Below are 17699 nucleotides of genomic sequence, written 5' to 3' on the forward strand. Positions count from 1 at the left end.
CAGCTTGCTAAAGTATTTGTAGATTAGTCTGTCTAGACAAAAATGTATACTTTAATTTTTATGGCTGAAGGCGGCGTTGTTTTATCTAGACAGGAATGTATAGTCGCTTTATACGGGCCGTAGCGCCCTGAATTGCATGGACCGCGTTATATCGGCAGCGTCAGCGTGAAGCGCGCGCCGCCCAGCGGCGAGTCGTCGATGGCGATGTCTCCCCCGTGCAGCCGCGCCGCCTTGAGCGCGATGGCCAGACCGAGGCCGTAGCCGCCGGCCGCGTGGTCCTCGTCGCGCGCGAGCCGGAAGAACGGATCGAAGACCTGCGTACGCGCGTCCGCCGGTATGCCGGGGCCATCGTCGTCGATGACGATGCGCACGCCCGCGCCGTCGCGCGCGGCGCTCAAATCGATGCGCGACGACGCGTATTTGGCGGCGTTGCCCAGCAAGTTGTTGACGGCGCGCGCCAGCAGCCGCTGGTCGCCTTCGATCTCGCCAAGGTCGGCGGCGATGCTGGCGCTGTAACGCAGCGCCGCCGACTGCGAGGGCGCGCAGCCGCGCAGCAGCGACGCCAGCGCGACCGGCCGCGTCGGCATCGTCCGCGCCTGATCGAGCTGGGTCAGGTCCAGCAGTTCGTCGACCAGCGCCTTCAGTTCGTCGACATCGATGGCCATCGCCCGCACGCGCTGTTCCAGCGCCGGATCGGCGGCCGCGTGCCGGTGCCGCAGCAACTCCAGCCCGAATTCAAGCCGCGCGATCGGCGTGCGCAGTTCGTGCGAGACCGAATGCAGCAGATTCTTGCGCGCTTCGAGCAGCAGGCCGATACGCCCGGCCATGTCGTTGATGCGGTCCGCAAGGGGCGCGATGATCGAACCCCGGCGCGGCGCCGCGCGCGCGGCCAGGTCGCCCCGGCCGAAATCTTCGGCGACCCGCGACAGCGCTTCCAGCTCGCGCCAGTGGCGGCGCGACCACCAGCCGATCGGCACCAGCAGGAACAAGGCGATCACGCCGAAGCGGATCGCCTCCATGCCCAGCGCCTGGCCGATATCGATCGGCAGATGCCGCGCGAGGATCACGTCGTCGTCGCTGCCGACGTAGCGCGCGCCGTCGCGGTCCACGCGGCGGTAGAACGATTTGCCGCCGGCGTCAATCACGATGGCCCCCTGCGCCAGCTGGCCGCGTTTGGATTCCGGCAGCGCGGCCAGCGCGGCGCGCAGCGGCAGCAGCTCGAAGGTGACGCCGGAAACTTCGCGTACCTTGTTCAGCCGCACCAGCCACTCGTCGGCGCCGGCCTTGTCGATGTACTGCTCCAGCAGGAAGATCTGGCCGGTGGCCTGGCGCCGCGCGATCTCGTCGACCGGGTCGCCGAACAGGCGCGCGAAGGTGAGGTAGATGACGACCGTGGCCAGGCCGATGGCCAGCAGCACCGGCAGCGCGAAGCGCAGGAAGAGGCGGTTCATTCCCAGGCCGAGGGGCTGAACAGGTAGCCTTCGCCCCAGACGGTCTTGATGCGTTCGGAGGCGGCGTCTCCGAACTTGCGGCGCAGGCGCGAGACGCAGTTGTCGATGCTGCGATCGAGGCCGTCGAACTCGATGCCGCGCATTTTGATCAGGATGTCGTTGCGCGACTGGACCTTGCCGGCCGCCTCCGCCAAAATGAGGAACAGTTTGAACTCGGCGCTGTTCATCGCCACCTCGCGCCCGCGCCAGGACACCGCGCGGTCGGCGCGCGAGATGCGCAGCGCGCCCACCACCACGTCGCTGTCGGCCGGCGCGCTGCCGCGCCGCTGCAGCGCGCGCAGGCGGGCCAGCAGCACGCGCGGCTGGATCGGTTTGTTGACGTAGTCGTCGGCGCCTTGTTCGAGGCAGGAGACTTCGTCGAACATGTCCTCGCGCGCGGTCAGGATCAGGATCGGCACGGCGCTCAACTGGCGCAGCTGGCGGCACACCACCATGCCGTCGGTGCCGGGCAGGGTCAGGTCGAGGATCACCAGGTCCGGCTGCGTGGCGCTGAAACGTTCGAGCGCGCGGTCGCCGCGGCCGACCACGTCGACCGCGTATTCGAACTCGCCGAGGTATTCCCCGACCAGCGCGGCCAGCCGCGCATCGTCCTCCACCAGCATCACTCGCTGCATTCGCCCTCCGTTTTGACCAGCATTGTAGCGGCAGCCCGCGCGGAAGTGGCGAATTAGACAATCCGGTACAGATTCGTACATTTTTTATACAAATACGCCCTACAAATTGACGACAATTGGCATACAGTCCGGAGAGGATTTTTGCGGTGGCGGGTTCTAAGCTTCGAGGCTCTTACCTCAACCCGGAAACCCATCATGAAAAAAATCTTTGTCAGCGCCGTCTTCGCCATCGCCATCGCCTTCGCACCGTTCGCGCAGGCGGAGGATTTCTACCTCGGCGCCGATATCGCCAGCGGCACCGATGGCCATGTCAACGTCGCCGAAGGCGGAACCACGAAGCGGTACGACGCCGTCGGCAAGCAGCGGCCGGTGGGCCTGTACGCCGGCTATGTGCTGTCGCCCGGCTGGGCGCTGGAGGCGGGCTACAGCGGGTTTGGCGGATCGACCGATTTCGACCTCGATGCCGGCCGCCGGCTGCGCCTGCGCACCAGCATGGGCTATGTGGCGGTGAGGGCCGACTGGAAGCTGGGCGAGGACTGGTCCTTGTACGGCAAGGCCGGCTTGGCGCAGGGGCGGCTCAAGCTCGATGCGAGCGGCCCCGGGGCCGGAGCGGGGGAGCGGGTACACAAGAACGGCGTGTATCTGGGCGTCGGCGCCGCCTGGTTCGTGACCAGGAACGTGGCGTTGCAGCTCGAAATCGAACATACGAACAAAATCAAGGACGAAGGGCTGGTGGCGGCGATGAACAAGTTGTCGCTGGGCGTGCGCTTCGGCTTCTAAGGAAAACATGTACAAGCCGTCCCCGATATTCGCGTTATTGTGCTTGGCCGCGTTGCCGGCCCTGGCCGAGGAGAAAACCGTCGGCATGATGCCCGATGGTAGTACCGACATGTACGTCGGGCTGGCGATGGTCCGGCGCTCGTCCCCGGCCGATGGGGAAGAGCGCTCCACGGCGCTGCGGCCGCTGCTGCAGGTCCAGTGGAGCAATGGCATCTTCGTCTCGGCCACCGGCGCCGCCGGCATGCATCTGTCGCGCACGCCGGGCGTCGAATATGGTCCGCTGCTGCTGGACAGCAGCGGACGCGATCCGGGCGACGGCCGCCGGCTGGCGGGCACGCATCCGATCAAGGGGTCGTGGGACGCGGGCGGATTCTATAACTATTATCTGGGTGGCCAGGTGCGGCTGCTTTCGGCCCTCGTCTACGACACCAGCGCCGGTGGCTTGAAAGGGAACGTGGGCCTGCAAAAGACGCTGGCGTCGCTCGCGCCGCACCACACGGTGTCGTTTTCCGCCGGCGCGTCGTGGGCCGGCGACGCCGTCATGCGCGAGCGCTACGAGGTGTTCGGTGCCTATCGGCCCGCCGGGGGGGTGATGGCGCTGAACGCGGGCGCCAACTGGAACTGGGAGTTGAGCAGCCGCTGGCTGGTCAACACCGCTGTGGTGGGGACGCGGCTCCGCGCGCCGGCGGCCAACAGCCCGATCGTCGACCGCCGCAATTTCATCACCTGGTCCAGCGGCCTGGCCTACCGGTTCTAGAACGCCATGTTCAGATTCCTCCTGCTCTGGCTGGCCTTGGCTCCGGCGTGCGCGTGGTCGCAGCAGGCGTCGGACTGGATCAGCTATCGCGACGCCTACCGCCAGATGATCTGGTTTGAAAAGTACGGCAAGCCGAAGCAGTTCTTGCAGAACCACCTGCGCCTGCACCCGCGTGACGGCGGCGCCCCAATGGACGGTCTGCGCCTGACCCTCAACAGCAAGGGCGCGCGCCTGGATTTGCCGCTCGACGTGTTGGGACGCGCCATCTTCCCGTTCTCCAAAGCCGCCTACGACGACAACGCCGAGCTGGAATTGAACCGCAAGCCCGGCCAGTTCGCGCACGGGCCGTGGGTGTCGATCGTCACGCGCGCCGATGGCGTCTACGCGGCCGCCGACCTGCTGGCCGCGTGCGAGCAGATGGCCGCCTATCTGCGCTACACCGGCGCGCCGGGCGGCAAAAGCTGCGCCGGCGTGCAGTTCGCGTATGCCAAGGGCGAGGCGGCGCAAGTGCGGGTGGCGCGCAGCGGGGGAGGGGGCGCCGTGGCGCTGGCCGCCGTGGACGGTCCGGCGTTCCCCGGCGACGCGGTGACCGGCTTTCGTGTCTTCGTTTACCGCTTCGCCGTGTTTGCCGACGGCGTGCAGGTCGTCACCAGCAGCACGCCGCTGGCCATCGCGGCGTTGCTGGAGTAGCGCCGCGATGGCCGCGGTTGCTAAGCCATCGATCGCGGTGGTATGCTGGTTTGCTCGGCCGCGGCCGCATTTTCAGGTGTCGAACGATGGTTGATTATTGGGATATCACGGCCCGTCTTGGCGTCGCTCTGCTGTTCGGCTGCGTCATCGGACTCGAACGTAATCTGCACGGCAAACCGACCGGCATGAAGACGCTGGGGTTGGTCGCGCTGGGCGCGGCCCTGGTCGCCATGGCCAGCATGGAATTCGCGCCGTTCGACGGCCAGTACAGCCGCGACGCGCTGAGCCGGGCGGTCCAAGGCGTCATCACCGGCATAGGCTTTCTCGGCGCCGGCGTCATCGTTCTCGATAATGGATCGGCAAAAATCAAGGGACTGACCACCGCCGCCTCGATCTGGATGACGGCCTGCATCGGCATCGTCTGCGGCATGGGCGCGTGGCGCGTGGCCGGCATCGGCTTGATACTGGTGATGCTGCTTTTCCTTCTCGGCCATCCGTTGGAGCGTATGCTGCACAGGCGCTGGCTGGGGAAAAGCGAAAACGAGCGCACCGAGATCGACCTGCACGATTAATCGGCCCCGGAGCCCTTGCGGGAACAAGCCGCGCGCCGCGCGGCTTGCTCATTTTCAGCCGGCCACGATCTTGCGGTTGGACGCGCCCGGCAGCATGCGTAGCGTCTTGCCGACTGATGCGGTGTAGGTCTTCGACTGGATGGTGTCGACGTAGCGGTACGCGGCCCGCGTTTCGCTCGGCGTGACGGTCAGCACGACGAAGCCGCGCGACGCCGTCTCGGCGTATTGCAACGGGCCGATCAGCTGTTCCATGCCGCCGGCCACCATGGCCGGCGCGGCGGTCGGGAAGTAGCTCTCGAAGCCCGGCGAGCTCACCGACGGCACGCCGAATTCGACGCCGACCGCTTGGCCGTTGGCGTCGGCCAGGTCGCTGGCCCAGGCGTTGTGCGTGTCGCCGGCCAGCACCACCAGGTTCTTGTTGAGCGTGCGCGCCATGGTGAGCACCGTTTCGCGCGCGGCGGCGTAGCCGTCCCAGGCGTCGAGGTTGTACGGCACTTTTGGCGCGGCCAGTTGCTGCTGTTCGGCGTCGCTCAGCGCCACGCCGGCTTGCACCTTGGCTGCGATGGCGAGGTAGGACGCGTAGCCGGTGGCGGTCAGCACCATCGGCGCCGGCAGCAGCATGCGCGCCATGAGCACTTGCTGGCCGAGGATTTGCCAGGTGGCGCTCGACTTGCTCATCTGGTTTTGCAGCCACGTGGTCTGCTCCGTCCCCATCAGCTGGCGCGTCGGGTTCGACACCTCGGCCGTGAACCCCGCGCTATTGAAGCTGCCGTCGGCGCCGGCGTAGCTGGCGTAGGCCAGTTGCTTGTCGCGTCCGATGACGCGGGTGTCGAGCATGTGCAGCGACAGCAGGTTGCCGAAGTCGAAGGAGCGGTAGATGCGGTCCGGGCGCGCCGCGTCGGGCACTCGGATCGGCATCCACTCGTGGTACGCCTGGATCGCCATCATGCGCCGCGCGGCCCACAGGCCCTCTGTGGCGGGGTTGTGGTTTTCCGCGCCGTCGCGCCAGGTGTCGTTGGCCAGCTCGTGGTCGTCCCAGACGGCGATGAACGGGATGCGCGCGTGCACCGCCTGCAGGTCCGGATCGGTGCGGTATTGCTGGTAGCGGCGGCGGTAGTCGGTCAGCGTGATGATCTCGGTGGCCGGTTGCGACACCCGGTTCAGCGCAGCGGCGTTCTGCGAGGCGTACCCGCCGGCCGCGTATTCGTAGATGTAGTCGCCCAGGTGCAGGCCGACGTCGATGTCGTCGAACTTCGCCGCGTCGCCGTAGACGTTGAAGTAGCCGGTCGGGTAGTTCGAGCAGCTGAAGACGGCGAAGCGGGCGCGCGACACGGAACCGGTCGGCAAGGTTTTGGTGCGGCCGACCGGCGAGTCCACGCCCTGGCAGCGGAAGCGGTAGTAGTAGCCGCGGTTGGCCGCCAGCCCGGTGGCGTCGACCTTGACCGTGTAGTCGCCGGCGGCCCCGGCGCGGGCGGTGCCGGAGGCGACGATCTTGGCGAAGGCGCTGTCTTCCGCCACCATCCAGCCCACATCCATGTCGTCCGCGCCGGGCGTCGCCGTGACGCGGGTCCACAGGATCACGCGGTCGCTCAGCGGGTCGCCGCTGGCCACGCCGTGCGCGAAGCTGACCGGCTGGTAGTACGGGTCGCCGCCACCGCAGGCGGTGAGCGAAATGGCTGCGGTGCCGACGGAGAAGTTGCGGATGAACTTACGACGCGAATTCGATGGTGTCATGGCTGGGCTGTTGCTGAAAATGAAAGGAGGCTCATCTTAAGCAGCGTGCGTGACGCTCTCATGACATGGCGAAGCGAGTGGCTAACGGCGAGGGGCGGCGCCGGGTCGGTGTCGCTGGCGCGGCGACGCATCCCGGCCGGGCCGGCAAGCCTGCCCTGGTTCACGCATCAGGGTGCCGCTCTTTCCGGCACCGCTATCCGGGCGATCAGCTTGCCATTATTGCGTCCATCAAAAAGTTTGAGGAAGGCGTCGGGGATGTTTTCAAATCCCTCCACGACATCCTCGCGGAATTTGATTTTGCCCTGCGCCACCAGTGGAGCGACTTCAGCGAGAAATGCCGGGAAGCTGTCGAAGTGATCGGGTAGCGCGAAGCCGCGGATCACGATGAATCGGTAGAGGAAGGCCTTTAACAGGTCGGGCAGGCGGTTCGGACCCTCGGCCGCGCCGGGAAAACCGTATTGCGCGATCGTGCCGCAGACAACGATTTGCGCGTGCATATTGAAATAGGGCATCAGCGCTTCAAACATGTGGCCGCCGACGTTGTCGAATAGCGTGTCCAGCCCGTTCGGCAGCGCGTTGGCGAGCTGGGCGGCAAAGTCGGGCGCCTTGTAGTCGATCGCCTCGTCAAGGCCGAGCTCTTCCTTCAGGTAGCGTACCTTGTCGGCGCCGCCGGCGACGCCGACCACGCGATGTCCTCGCAATTTGGCCAGTTGCGCGGCGATCGAGCCCACCGATCCCGCCGCCGCCGTGACGACGAAGGTGCCGCCGGGTTTGGGATCGAGGAACTTGTTGATGCCGACCCAGGCGGTCAGACCGGTATGTCCCAGCACGCCCAGCGCGCTCGACAACGGCGCCGTGCCTGCATCGATCTTTTGCAGATCGGCGCCGTTGGACAACGCATATTCCTGCCAGCCGGACCAACTGACGACCTGGTCGCCGACCGCGAAATCCCGATTCCTGCTCTGTTCGACCACGGCGACCGTCGGGCCGGGCATCGGCTGGCCTATATCGATCGGCGGCAGTTCGCTCGACGCGTTGCCCATCAGGTTGCGTTGATAGGGATCGAGCGATATCAGCATGTTACGTATCAGCACCTCGCCCTCGGCAGGCGACGGCATGGGCCGGGTAACGAGGTTGAAGTCGCCCGGCGCGGCGTTCCCGTTGGGACGCGCGGCAAGGACGATCTGGCGGTTTGATGGTTGGTTCATGGTGTTTCCTTCGACGGCTTGCGCCCGTAGCATTTATATGTCGATCGACACAGAAATGCTACGGGCGTTGCCCGAACCTGTCAACCAGTTTAATATAACGATTGATATAAAAATCGGGAGAGACCATGCAGGCTGATGTGCCGCCGACACCACGCACGCGCGGACGGCCGCGTGCGTTCGACCGCCGCGCCGCTCTGGCGCGGGCCACCCGCTTGTTCTGGGAAAAGGGTTTTGAAGCGACCTCGATGGCCGAGCTCACGTCGGCGATGGGGATCGGCTCGCCCAGCCTGTATGCGGCGTTCGGATCGAAGGAGGCGCTGTACGGCGAGGCGCTCGGCTACTACCGTGACACCTATGAGGCGCTGGTCTGGAGCAGGTTCTTTTCGTCGGGTTCGGCGCGGGAAGCGATTGAATGCTGGCTGATGGATTCAGCCGCCGCGTTGACCGGCTGCCTTGCCGACATCCCCCGCGGGTGCATGGTCATGCTGTCGGCGGTCGGCAGCGAGGGCTACCCGGGCCTGGGCGACCTGGTGCGGACGGCCCGCGGAATCACGCTGGTCCGCCTGACGGAGCGCCTTGGCCGGGCGGTGGCGGACCACGAGATCGCCGCATCGGTCGACGTTCACGCACTGGCCCGCTTCATGCAGACGGTACAGGGGGGCATGTCCATCCTGGCCCGCGACGGCGCGGACCGCTCCGAACTCGAGGCGGTGGCGCAGGTGGCGATGATGGGCTTTGACGCCCGGATTGGCGCTTGAGGCCGTTGATCGGTCTAGCGTCCTGGAGGTCGCGCAGCCATTATTGCGCGGGGCGAAATGGTGTGTTGCGCGGCGCGGCCATTCTGGTTCCGGCCGGTATTGCGCAAAATGCGGTCATCACAACCCAGCTGGAATGTAATGGACCGTCGTCATTTTATCGCCACCGGCATCGCCGTGGCATCCCCGGCCGCCGGCGCCGCGTCGCGCCCGGCGCCGCAGCCGCCCACCATCACCAAGGCCGACGGCCTCAACCCGCCAGGCATCAGGACGGCCGGTGTGCGCATGGTGCCGGTCATGGGCGGCAAGTACAAGGTCTGGACGAAAAAGATCGGCAGCGGGCCGGTCAAGGTGTTGCTGCTGCACGGCGGGCCCGGCTTCTCGCACGAGTACCTCGAGGCGATGGAGTCGTTCCTGCCGCAGGCGGGCATCGAGATGTATTATTACGATCAGCTCGGCTGCGGCAACTCGGACCGTCCCGACGATCCCGCTCTGTGGACGCTGCCGCGCTACCTGGACGAGGTGGAGGAGGTGCGCGCCGGCCTCGGACTGGAATCGTTCGTGTTGTTCGGCCATTCGTGGGGCGGCGTGCTGGCGATCGACTACGCGCTGCGCCATCAAGCCCGTTTGCGCGGCCTCGTCATCTCGAACATGACGGCCGGGATGCAGGCGCTGAAGCGGCATCTTGCCGTGCTAAAACGGCAGTTGCCGCCGGCGGCGCTGGCGCGGCTCGAGGCGCTGGAGGCGGCCGACGCCTACGACTCGCCCGACTACGAGCAAATCATGATGGAGGAGCTCTATCCCAAATTCATCTGCCGCCTCGCGCCGTGGCCGGACGCGGTCAACCGCACGTTCGCGCACGCCAACCTGAAAATCTACCACCAGATGCAGGGACGGAGCGAATTCGTCATGACGGGAAACCTGAAGGACTGGGAGCGTTGGGATCGGCTTGGCGAGATCAAGGTCAAGGCGCTTGTCATCGGCGCCACCTACGACGAGATGGACCCGCGTGACATGCCGAAGATGGCGTCGGCGATGGGCAATGCGAAGGCGGTCATCTGCGCCAACGGCAGCCATTTGTGCATGTGGGACGACCAGGCGTTTTATTTCGAGCGCTTGCTGGCGTTCCTCAAGGGGCTATAGCCGGCGGCCGCCCACCACGCAAGCACCAGCCTGACGTGATCCCACTTGCAGTGACCGCGTCATTCCACGGCATCCGCCCCGCGCGCCGCCTTCTTTCGGAACTGCGCGGCCTTGTAGCGATTGCCGCACAGGGCCATGCTGCACCAGCGCCGCTTGTGCGCCTTGGTGCGGTCGTAAAACCACAGGATGCATTCGGGGTGCTCGCATTGCTTGACGAGGTTGAAGTCGCCTTCGACCAGCAGTTGCGCCGTGGCCTCGGCGACCGCGCCCAACATCGACGCGACCGGATCGGCGCGGACCAGGCGCGTGAGGGTCAGGCCGCCTTCGCTGTCGCGCGCCAGGTGCGGCGCGCTGACGTGGGCGTGCAGATACGCGTCCAGGGCGGCGATATCGCCGAGCCGGTCCTCCTTGCGTTCCACGATCAGCCGCCGCACCACTGCGCGCAGCGTTTTCCCCCGGGCCAGCAGCGCGGCCATGTCGACCGGGCTGCCCGAGTGTGCAGGCGAGATGCCGTGACGCGCCAGCCACTTCAGAACGTCCTCTCCGCTATGCCAATAGTCGACCGTCCGCCCGTCCACGCTGGCCTCGGTGTTAAGCAGATCCATCGCCAGGTGATCGCCCACCATCGGCGCCTCGGGTGCTCCGCTACTTGGATGCTCTTCTGCGCTCATAATTTAGTAACCGTTAAAATTTATGTTGACAGGTTACCTAAAACTTCCGATACTTCGCCTCAAGTAACCAATTTAAGCCAATTATAGCGGTTATTTTGACCGCTCAACGTTTACCAGCCGAAGGAACCATCATGAACATCAAACCGTCGCTGTTCGCCGCAGCCAGCCTGGCTGTCGCCCTCGTCGCCAACGCCGCCGATAATCCTGGGCAAGTCCACCACCGGACGATGGAGGTCCAGGGCGTCAACATCTTCTATCGCGAGGCGGGCCCCGCCCAGGCACCCGTGGTGTTGCTGCTGCATGGCTTCGGCGCCTCCTCGTACATGTTTCGCAACCTGATCCCGCAGTTGGCTGCCAAGTACCATGTGATCGCGCCGGATCTGCCGGGTTTCGGCCAGACCAGCGTCATGCCCGGCAACCAGTTCGCCTACACTTTCGATAACCTCGCCTCCGTGATCGACGCCTTTACCGTGGCCAAAGGGGCGGAGCGCTATGCCATGTATGTGTTTGATTATGGCGCTCCGGTCGGCTGGCGCCTGGCGGTGAAGAACCCGCAAAAGGTGACGGCGATCATCAGCCAGAACGGCAATGCTTACGAAGAGGGCTTGAGCGCGGGCTGGGCCGACATGCGCAAGGCCTGGGCCGAGCCGACCGCCGCCAACCGTGAGTCGTTGCGCCGCTTCAATACGCTGGATATGACCAAGTGGCAGTACACAGAGGGCGTGCGGGATACGTCGCTGATCGCGCCCGAGACCTGGCAACTGGCGCACGCCGCCATCGAGCGCATCGGCGTCGAGGCACAGATGGACTTGCTGCTCGACTATGGGCAGAACATCAAACAGTACACCCAACTGCATGAGTTTTTCCGCAGCCGCCGCCCGCCGACGCTGGCGATCTGGGGCAAGAACGATCCCTTCTTCGTGCCGGCCGGCGCCGAAGCGTTCAAGCGCGACAATCCTAAGGCCGAAGTGCGCTTCCTGGACACGGGCCACTTCGCCATCGAGACCCACGGCCAGGAGATCGCCACGCAAATGCTGGAATTTTTGAACCGCAACGTCAAGCCCTGAGCCGTGCCCACGCGCGGGGCATAAACGACGGGGTCAGCGCCTAATGCCGCTAAGTTAAGGCGATTTTCGTAGGGCGGATTAGGCGGAACGCCGTAATCCGCCATGAGCCGCCGACGGCGCTTGGCGGATTACGCTGCGCTAATCCGCCCTACGTGATTTAGATGAACGCTTAACTTAGCGGCATTAGGGTCAGTGCCGACATTCGGACATTTCGAAACTTTTTAGGCTGATAAAAGTTCCCTGATGTCCGAATGTCGGCACTGACCCTCCGGATTTTGTGGAAACGCCCCCGCAAGCCTTGCGGCTTGGGGGGCGTTTTCATTTCTGCGGCACTGCGCCTGCTCGGTTTAACCGGCCAGCTTGGCCTTCAGCAGCTCGGTCAGCTGGGCCGGGTTGGCCTTGCCGCGCGAGGCTTTCATCGCCTGGCCGATCAGCGCGTTGAGCGCCGCTTCCTTGCCGGCGCGGTACTGCTCCACCGATTTGGCGTTGGCGGCGATGACGTCGTTGACGATCGCTTCCAGCGCGCCGGTGTCGGAGATCTGCTTCAGACCCTTGGCTTCGATGATGGTGTCGACCAGGTTCTCATCCGACGATTTGGCCTCCCACATGCCGGCGAAGACTTCCTTCGCCGCCTTGTTGGAGATGGTGCCGTCGGCGATGCGCTTGAGCAGCGCGGCCAGCTGCGCGGCCGATACCGGCGCATCGTCCAGGTCCACGCCTTCGCGGTTCAGGGTCGACGAGACGTCGCCCATCAGCCAGTTGGCGGCGGCCTTGGCGTTTTCCTTGCCGGCTTTTTCCACCACGGCGACGAAGTAGGTCGCCATCGATTTCGACGCGGTCAGCACCAGCGAGTCGTATTCCGGCAGCGCGTATTCGCTGACGAAGCGCGCGCGCATGGCGGCCGGCAGTTCCGGCATCGAGGCCTTCACCTGCGAGATCCATTCGTCCGAGATCACCAGCGGCGGCAGGTCCGGGTCCGGGAAGTAGCGGTAGTCCTGCGCGTCTTCCTTGCTGCGCATCTCGCGCGTCTCCTTGCGGTCCGGATCGTACAGGCGCGTCGCCTGCACCACCTTGCCGCCGTCCTCGATCAATTCGATCTGGCGGCGCACTTCGACGTGCACCGCTTCCTCGATGAAGCGGAACGAGTTCAGGTTCTTGATCTCGCAGCGCGTGCCGTATTCCTTCTGGCCCTTAGGACGCACCGAGACGTTGACGTCGCAGCGGAACGAGCCTTCCTGCATGTTGCCGTCGCAGACGCCGAGCCACATCACCAGCGAGTGCAGGGCCTTGGCGTAGGCCACCGCTTCGGCGGCGCTGCGGATCTCCGGTTCGGAGACGATTTCCAGCAGCGGCGTGCCGGCGCGGTTCAAGTCGATGCCGCTCATGCCGGCGTAGTCCTCGTGCAGCGATTTGCCGGCGTCTTCTTCCAGGTGCGCGCGCGTCAGGTTGACGGTCTTGGTGACGAATTCGCCATCCTTTTCGAAGCCGAACGTCAGCGAGCCGCCGATGACCACCGGGTCTTCGAACTGGCTGATCTGGTAGCCCTTCGGCAGGTCCGGATAGAAGTAGTTTTTGCGGGCGAAGATCGACGCCGGCGCGATCTTGGCGCCGACGGCCAGGCCGAAGCGGATGGCGCGGTCGACGGCCTGCTTGTTCATCACCGGCAGCACGCCGGGCAGCGCCAGGTCCACCGGACTGGCTTGCGTGTTCGGCTCGGCGCCGAACTTGATCGGCGAGCCGCTGAAGATTTTTGATTCGGTCGTGAGCTGCACGTGGTTCTCAAGACCGATGACGACTTCCCATTCCATATGATTCTCGCTGTATTCTGTGTGGTGGATGCTTAGACGCCGGCCGGAGCGCGGGTGTGCCAGTCGGTCGCCAGCTGGTACTGGTGGGCGACGTTGAGCAGCTTCGCTTCGCCGAAATGCTTGCCGATGATTTGCAGTCCCACGGGGCGGTTGGCGTTCTTCTCGCCCTGGCCGAAGCCGCAAGGGATCGACATGCCGGGCAGGCCGGCCAGGCTGGTCGACAGGGTGAAGATGTCGGCCAGGTAGGCGGCGACCGGGTCGTCGGACTTGTCGCCGAGGTCCCAGGCGACGGTCGGCGCGACCGGCCCCATGATGACGTCGCAGACGGCGTTCGGGCCGTTGAGCACCGCTTCGAAGTCCTGCGCGATCAGGCGGCGGATCTTTTGCGCCTTGAGGTAGTAGGCGTCGTAGTAGCCGTGGCACAGCACATAGGTGCCGACCATGATGCGGCGTTTGACCTCGGCGCCGAAGCCTTCGGCGCGGGTCTTGCGGTACATGTCCGACAGGTCCTTGTACTCGGCGGCGCGGTGGCCGTAGCGCACGCCGTCGAAGCGCGACAGGTTGGACGAGGCCTCGGCCGGGGCGATCATGTAGTAGGCCGGGATCGACAGCGCGGTGTTCGGCAGCGAAATATCGACCAACTGCGCGCCCAGGGCCACATATTGCGCCAGCGCGGCGCGCACGGCCTGTTCGACGTCGGCGGCGAGGCCTTCGCCGAAGTATTCCTTCGGCACGCCGATGCGCAGGCCGGTCAGCGGCTGGCCCAGTTCACGCGTGAAGTCTTCGTCGATGCCGCCCAGTTCCGGGGTCAGCGAGGTCGAGTCGCGCTCGTCGAAGCCGGCCATGGCGTTGAGCAGCAGCGCGCAGTCCTCGGCCGTTTGCGCCATCGGGCCGCCCTGGTCGAGCGACGAGGCGAAGGCGATCATGCCGAAGCGCGACACGCGCCCGTACGTCGGCTTGATGCCGGTGACGCCGCAGAAGGCGGCCGGCTGGCGGATCGAGCCGCCGGTGTCGGTGCCGGTGACGGCCGGCGACAGGCGCGCGGCGACGGCGGCGGCCGAGCCGCCCGACGAGCCGCCCGGCACGGCGTTCTTGTCCCACGGGTTCTTGACCGGGCCGAAGGCCGAGTTCTCGTTGGCCGAGCCCATGGCGAATTCGTCGCAATTGAGCTTGCCCAGCGTGACCATGCCGGCCGCGCGGAATTTCGCGACGACGGTGGCGTCGAACGGGCTGACGTAGTTGGCCAGCATTTTGGAGCCGGCCGTCGAGCGCCAGTCGCGCGTGACGAAGATGTCCTTGTGGGCGATCGGCACGCCGGTCAGCGCGGTGGCGGTGCCGGCGGCGATGCGGGCGTCGGCCTCGGCGGCCTGCGCCAGGGTCAAGGCGCGGTCCACGTGCAGGAAGGCGTTCAAGTCGCTCTTCTCGATACGGTCGAGGAAGTGCGTGGCCAGCTCGGTGGCGGTGACGGCTTTGCTCTGCAGGAGCGCGGACAGCTCTTTAAGGGTTTTGGTGTGCATGGCGTTTCAATTCAATTCGGGGAGATCGAGGCGAAGATGGGGGCAAACACGTGGCAAACCACGGCGCTTTTTGCTTATTCGATCACTTTCGGCACCAGGTACAAGCCATCCTGTGTCTTCGGCGCGACGGCCTGGTAGTCCTCGCGGCGATTGGCCTCGGTGGCCGCGTCCTCGCGCAGGCGCAGGGCGATATTGTTCATGTGCGCCGCCAGCGGGTGGCTCAACGGGGCGACGCCGTCGGTGTCGACCGCTTGCATCTGTTCGGCCAGCGCGAAAATGCCATTCAGCTGCTCGAGCGCGGTGGCGCTCTGCTGCTCGCTCATCTCAAGTTGGGCCAGTTTGGCAATGCGTGTTACGTCGGATAGGGTCAGGGACATAGCGAATGGCGCGGACGGGCCGCGCGGGGTTTAATTGTTACATTGATAAAAAACTTGAAGTTCTGGCTAATCGCTGGCAAAAGCGGACGATTGCCGCTTAACTTGCAAGCTGGGCCGATACACTTTTGGGTGGATTTTCGGCAAATCGCATTCAAATTATAAGGTAGAATGGCGGGTTGATGCGTTGCCGGGGCTGAATCATTGCTGCCGCCGCTCACCACAGGACATCTTTCTACAGCTTACGCGCACCCAGTAGCGCCACAGGACACACATGTTTGGTTTTTTACGCAGGTATATCTCCACCGATCTGGCCATCGATTTGGGCACGGCCAACACCTTGATTTACGTCCGCGGCCAGGGCATCGTTCTGGATGAACCATCGGTCGTCGCGATCCGCCAAGAGGGCGGCCCCAATGGCAAGAAAACCATCCAGGCCGTTGGTAAGGAAGCAAAGCAGATGCTGGGCAAGGTCCCCGGCAACATCGAGGCGATCCGCCCGATGAAAGACGGCGTGATCGCCGACTTCACCGTCACCGAGCAAATGCTCAAGCAGTTCATCCGCATGGTGCACGACTCCAAATTCTTCCGTCCTTCCCCGCGCATCATCATCTGCGTGCCGTGCGGCTCGACCCAGGTCGAGCGCCGCGCGATCCGCGAATCGGCGCTCGGCGCCGGCGCCTCGCAGGTGTACCTGATCGAGGAGCCGATGGCCGCGGCGATCGGCGCCGGCCTGCCGGTGTCGGACGCCACCGGCTCGATGGTGGTCGACATCGGCGGCGGCACCACCGAGGTGGGCATCATCTCGCTGGGCGGCATGGTTTATAAAGGTTCGGTGCGCGTCGGCGGCGACAAGTTCGACGAGGCGATCGTCAACTACATCCGCCGCAACTACGGCATGCTGATCGGCGAGCAGACCGCCGAGGCGATCAAGAAGGCCATCGGTTCGGCCTTCCCGGGGTCGGAAGTCAAGGAGATGGAAGTCAAGGGCCGCAACCTGTCCGAGGGCATTCCGCGCTCGTTCACGATTTCGTCCAACGAGATCCTCGAGGCGCTGACCGATCCGCTCAATAACATCGTCTCGGCCGTGAAGAACGCGCTGGAACAGACGCCGCCCGAACTGGGCGCCGACATCGCCGAAAAGGGCATGATGCTGACCGGCGGCGGCGCGCTGCTGCGCGATCTGGACCGCCTGCTGATGGAGGAAACCGGCCTGCCGGTGCTGGTGGCCGAGGACCCGCTGACCTGCGTGGTGCGGGGTTCGGGCATGGCGCTGGAACGGATGGACCAGCTGGGCTCGATCTTCTCCTACGAATGATCAAGACGGGGCCGCGAAACAGCGGCCCCGGTGCTTTGGGTGAGTTGACAGTCTCGTTGGCGCGGGAGCGCCGGATTATTGGAAGTCATGGAATACAGTCCTCCGCCACTTTTCAAGCAAGGCGCTTCGGCCCGGGTCAAGATGACGGTGTTCGCGTGCATATCGATTGCACTGCTGTTGGTCGACGCGCGCATGCGCACCCTGTCGACCGTGCGCCAGGTCGCGGGTACCGTGCTGTATCCGCTGCAGATGGTCGCGCTGCTGCCGCGCGACGCCATCTACGGCGTCGGCGACTACTTCTCCACCTTGTCGTCGATGAAAAAGCAGGTCAATGAGCTCAAACGCCAGCAGATCGCCGACGCCCAGGCGCTGCAGCAGGCGCAGCTCCGCACCGTCGAGAACAACCAGCTGCGCAAGCTGATGGGCGCGCGCGAGCAGCTGCCCGTCAAGTCGATGCTGGCCGAGGTGCTGTACGACGCGCGCGACGCCAACAGCCGCAAGATCATCCTCGACCGCGGCATCAAGAGCGACGTCATGCTCGGCATGCCGGTGATCGACAACCAGGGCGTGGTCGGGCAGGTGACGCGGGTGTTCCCGTTCACGTCCGAAGTGACGCTGCTGACCGACAAGGAGCAGGCCATCCCGGTGCAGCTGCTGCGCAACGGCTTGCGCAGCGTCGCGTATGGGCGCGGCAAGGTCGGCGCGCTGGAGCTGCGCTTCACCGCGCCCAACGCCGATATCCAGGTCGGCGACATCGTCGTCACCTCGGGCCTGGACGGCATCTATCCGGCCGGCCTGGCCGTGGCGCGCGTGACGCAGGTGGAAAACAGCGCCGGCGGCTCCTTCGGCGGCGTGATCTGCCAGCCGCTGGCGGGCGTCGCCAACAATACCCAGTTGCTGATCCTGATGTCGACGCCGGAGCTGCCTCCGCGTCCGCCCGAGGAGGAGCCGCGCGCGCCGAAGAAGGGCAATAACAAGATGGCGCCGGTGAAGGACCCTGCCAAAGAGGGCGCCGACGGCCAGGCCGCACCGGCCGCCGCCACCCCGGCCACCAACGCGGCGCCCGGACTGATACCGGTGATGCCGCCGCCGTTGCCGCCGAAGGCCGCGCCGGCCGACGGCGCCGCCACCGCGCCCGCCGCTGGAGCCGCCGCCAAACCCGCGACCACCGCGCCGGCGA

Annotated in this window: 17 protein-coding genes; 9 read left to right on the forward strand and 8 right to left on the reverse strand. The window is 65.4% G+C overall.

The window, feature by feature from the left end:
- Nucleotides 1-146: 146 nt before the first annotated feature.
- The gene (locus MRBLMU1_RS31220) at nt 147-1451 is read right to left on the reverse strand and encodes an ATP-binding protein (RefSeq protein ID WP_363510217.1); all 1305 of its coding nucleotides are present in this window, start codon (nt 1449-1451) and stop codon (nt 147-149) included.
- Nucleotides 1448-2125: a response regulator gene (locus MRBLMU1_RS31225; RefSeq protein WP_363510219.1), complete on the reverse strand. Its 678-nt coding sequence runs from the start codon at nt 2123-2125 to the stop codon at nt 1448-1450. The genes MRBLMU1_RS31220 and MRBLMU1_RS31225 overlap by 4 nt, the downstream gene beginning before the upstream one ends.
- Nucleotides 2126-2320: 195 nt before the next feature.
- Between MRBLMU1_RS31225 and MRBLMU1_RS31230 the strand changes: the two genes are divergently transcribed.
- The 4 genes from MRBLMU1_RS31230 (at nt 2321) to MRBLMU1_RS31245 (ending at nt 4924) form a co-directional block, all read left to right on the forward strand.
- Nucleotides 2321-2905, forward strand: a complete 585-nt coding sequence (locus MRBLMU1_RS31230) for an outer membrane protein (RefSeq protein WP_363510221.1) — start codon at nt 2321-2323, stop codon at nt 2903-2905.
- Between the two features lie 7 nt (nt 2906-2912).
- Nucleotides 2913-3662: a MipA/OmpV family protein gene (locus MRBLMU1_RS31235; RefSeq protein ID WP_363510223.1), complete on the forward strand. Its 750-nt coding sequence runs from the start codon at nt 2913-2915 to the stop codon at nt 3660-3662.
- Between the two features lie 6 nt (nt 3663-3668).
- On the forward strand, nt 3669-4352 hold the full coding sequence (locus tag MRBLMU1_RS31240; protein ID WP_363510225.1) for a hypothetical protein: 684 nt from the start codon (nt 3669-3671) through the stop codon (nt 4350-4352).
- An 86-nt stretch (nt 4353-4438) separates the two neighbouring features.
- Nucleotides 4439-4924: an MgtC/SapB family protein gene (locus tag MRBLMU1_RS31245; protein ID WP_363510227.1), complete on the forward strand. Its 486-nt coding sequence runs from the start codon at nt 4439-4441 to the stop codon at nt 4922-4924.
- A 54-nt stretch (nt 4925-4978) separates the two neighbouring features.
- Here the strand turns inward: MRBLMU1_RS31245 and MRBLMU1_RS31250 are convergent, their stop codons facing one another.
- Nucleotides 4979-6658, reverse strand: coding sequence for an alkaline phosphatase D family protein (locus tag MRBLMU1_RS31250; RefSeq protein WP_363510228.1), 1680 nt, complete (start codon nt 6656-6658; stop codon nt 4979-4981).
- Between the two features lie 167 nt (nt 6659-6825).
- On the reverse strand, nt 6826-7866 hold the full coding sequence (locus MRBLMU1_RS31255; RefSeq protein WP_363510230.1) for an NADP-dependent oxidoreductase: 1041 nt from the start codon (nt 7864-7866) through the stop codon (nt 6826-6828).
- A 125-nt stretch (nt 7867-7991) separates the two neighbouring features.
- Between MRBLMU1_RS31255 and MRBLMU1_RS31260 the strand changes: the two genes are divergently transcribed.
- Nucleotides 7992-8624 (forward strand): TetR/AcrR family transcriptional regulator, encoded by a 633-nt coding sequence (locus tag MRBLMU1_RS31260; RefSeq protein ID WP_363510232.1) that lies wholly within the window; start codon nt 7992-7994, stop codon nt 8622-8624.
- 138 nt (nt 8625-8762) lie between these two features.
- Entirely contained in the window at nt 8763-9764 is a 1002-nt protein-coding gene (locus MRBLMU1_RS31265) for a proline iminopeptidase-family hydrolase (protein ID WP_363510234.1), read from the forward strand.
- 59 nt (nt 9765-9823) lie between these two features.
- Here MRBLMU1_RS31265 and MRBLMU1_RS31270 read toward each other — a convergent pair whose 3' ends face one another.
- Entirely contained in the window at nt 9824-10435 is a 612-nt protein-coding gene (locus tag MRBLMU1_RS31270; protein WP_363510236.1) for a CGNR zinc finger domain-containing protein, read from the reverse strand.
- A 131-nt stretch (nt 10436-10566) separates the two neighbouring features.
- Between MRBLMU1_RS31270 and MRBLMU1_RS31275 the strand changes: the two genes are divergently transcribed.
- On the forward strand, nt 10567-11502 hold the full coding sequence (locus tag MRBLMU1_RS31275; RefSeq protein WP_363510238.1) for an alpha/beta fold hydrolase: 936 nt from the start codon (nt 10567-10569) through the stop codon (nt 11500-11502).
- 347 nt (nt 11503-11849) lie between these two features.
- Here MRBLMU1_RS31275 and gatB read toward each other — a convergent pair whose 3' ends face one another.
- The 3 genes from gatB to gatC form a co-directional block, all read right to left on the reverse strand.
- Nucleotides 11850-13310 carry an Asp-tRNA(Asn)/Glu-tRNA(Gln) amidotransferase subunit GatB gene (gene gatB, locus MRBLMU1_RS31280; protein WP_363510240.1) on the reverse strand — a complete coding sequence of 487 codons (1461 nt, stop codon included), beginning with the start codon at nt 13308-13310 and terminating at the stop codon, nt 11850-11852.
- A 32-nt stretch (nt 13311-13342) separates the two neighbouring features.
- Nucleotides 13343-14827 carry an Asp-tRNA(Asn)/Glu-tRNA(Gln) amidotransferase subunit GatA gene (gene gatA / locus MRBLMU1_RS31285; RefSeq protein WP_363510242.1) on the reverse strand — a complete coding sequence of 495 codons (1485 nt, stop codon included), beginning with the start codon at nt 14825-14827 and terminating at the stop codon, nt 13343-13345.
- Between the two features lie 74 nt (nt 14828-14901).
- Entirely contained in the window at nt 14902-15204 is a 303-nt protein-coding gene (gene gatC, locus MRBLMU1_RS31290; protein ID WP_209725246.1) for an Asp-tRNA(Asn)/Glu-tRNA(Gln) amidotransferase subunit GatC, read from the reverse strand.
- 271 nt (nt 15205-15475) lie between these two features.
- On the opposite strand from gatC, the gene MRBLMU1_RS31295 reads away from it, so the two are divergent.
- Together MRBLMU1_RS31295 and mreC are read left to right on the forward strand one after the other, a co-directional pair.
- Nucleotides 15476-16519: a rod shape-determining protein gene (locus tag MRBLMU1_RS31295; protein ID WP_008445008.1), complete on the forward strand. Its 1044-nt coding sequence runs from the start codon at nt 15476-15478 to the stop codon at nt 16517-16519.
- A gap of 87 nt (nt 16520-16606) precedes the next feature.
- Nucleotides 16607-17699: rod shape-determining protein MreC (gene mreC / locus MRBLMU1_RS31300; protein WP_363510245.1), on the forward strand; the 1093-nt coding region annotated here is incomplete at its 3' end.

It is taken from the genome of Burkholderia sp. LMU1-1-1.1 (assembly GCF_040675865.1).
In the GTDB taxonomy this organism is placed as follows: domain Bacteria; phylum Pseudomonadota; class Gammaproteobacteria; order Burkholderiales; family Burkholderiaceae_D; genus Rugamonas.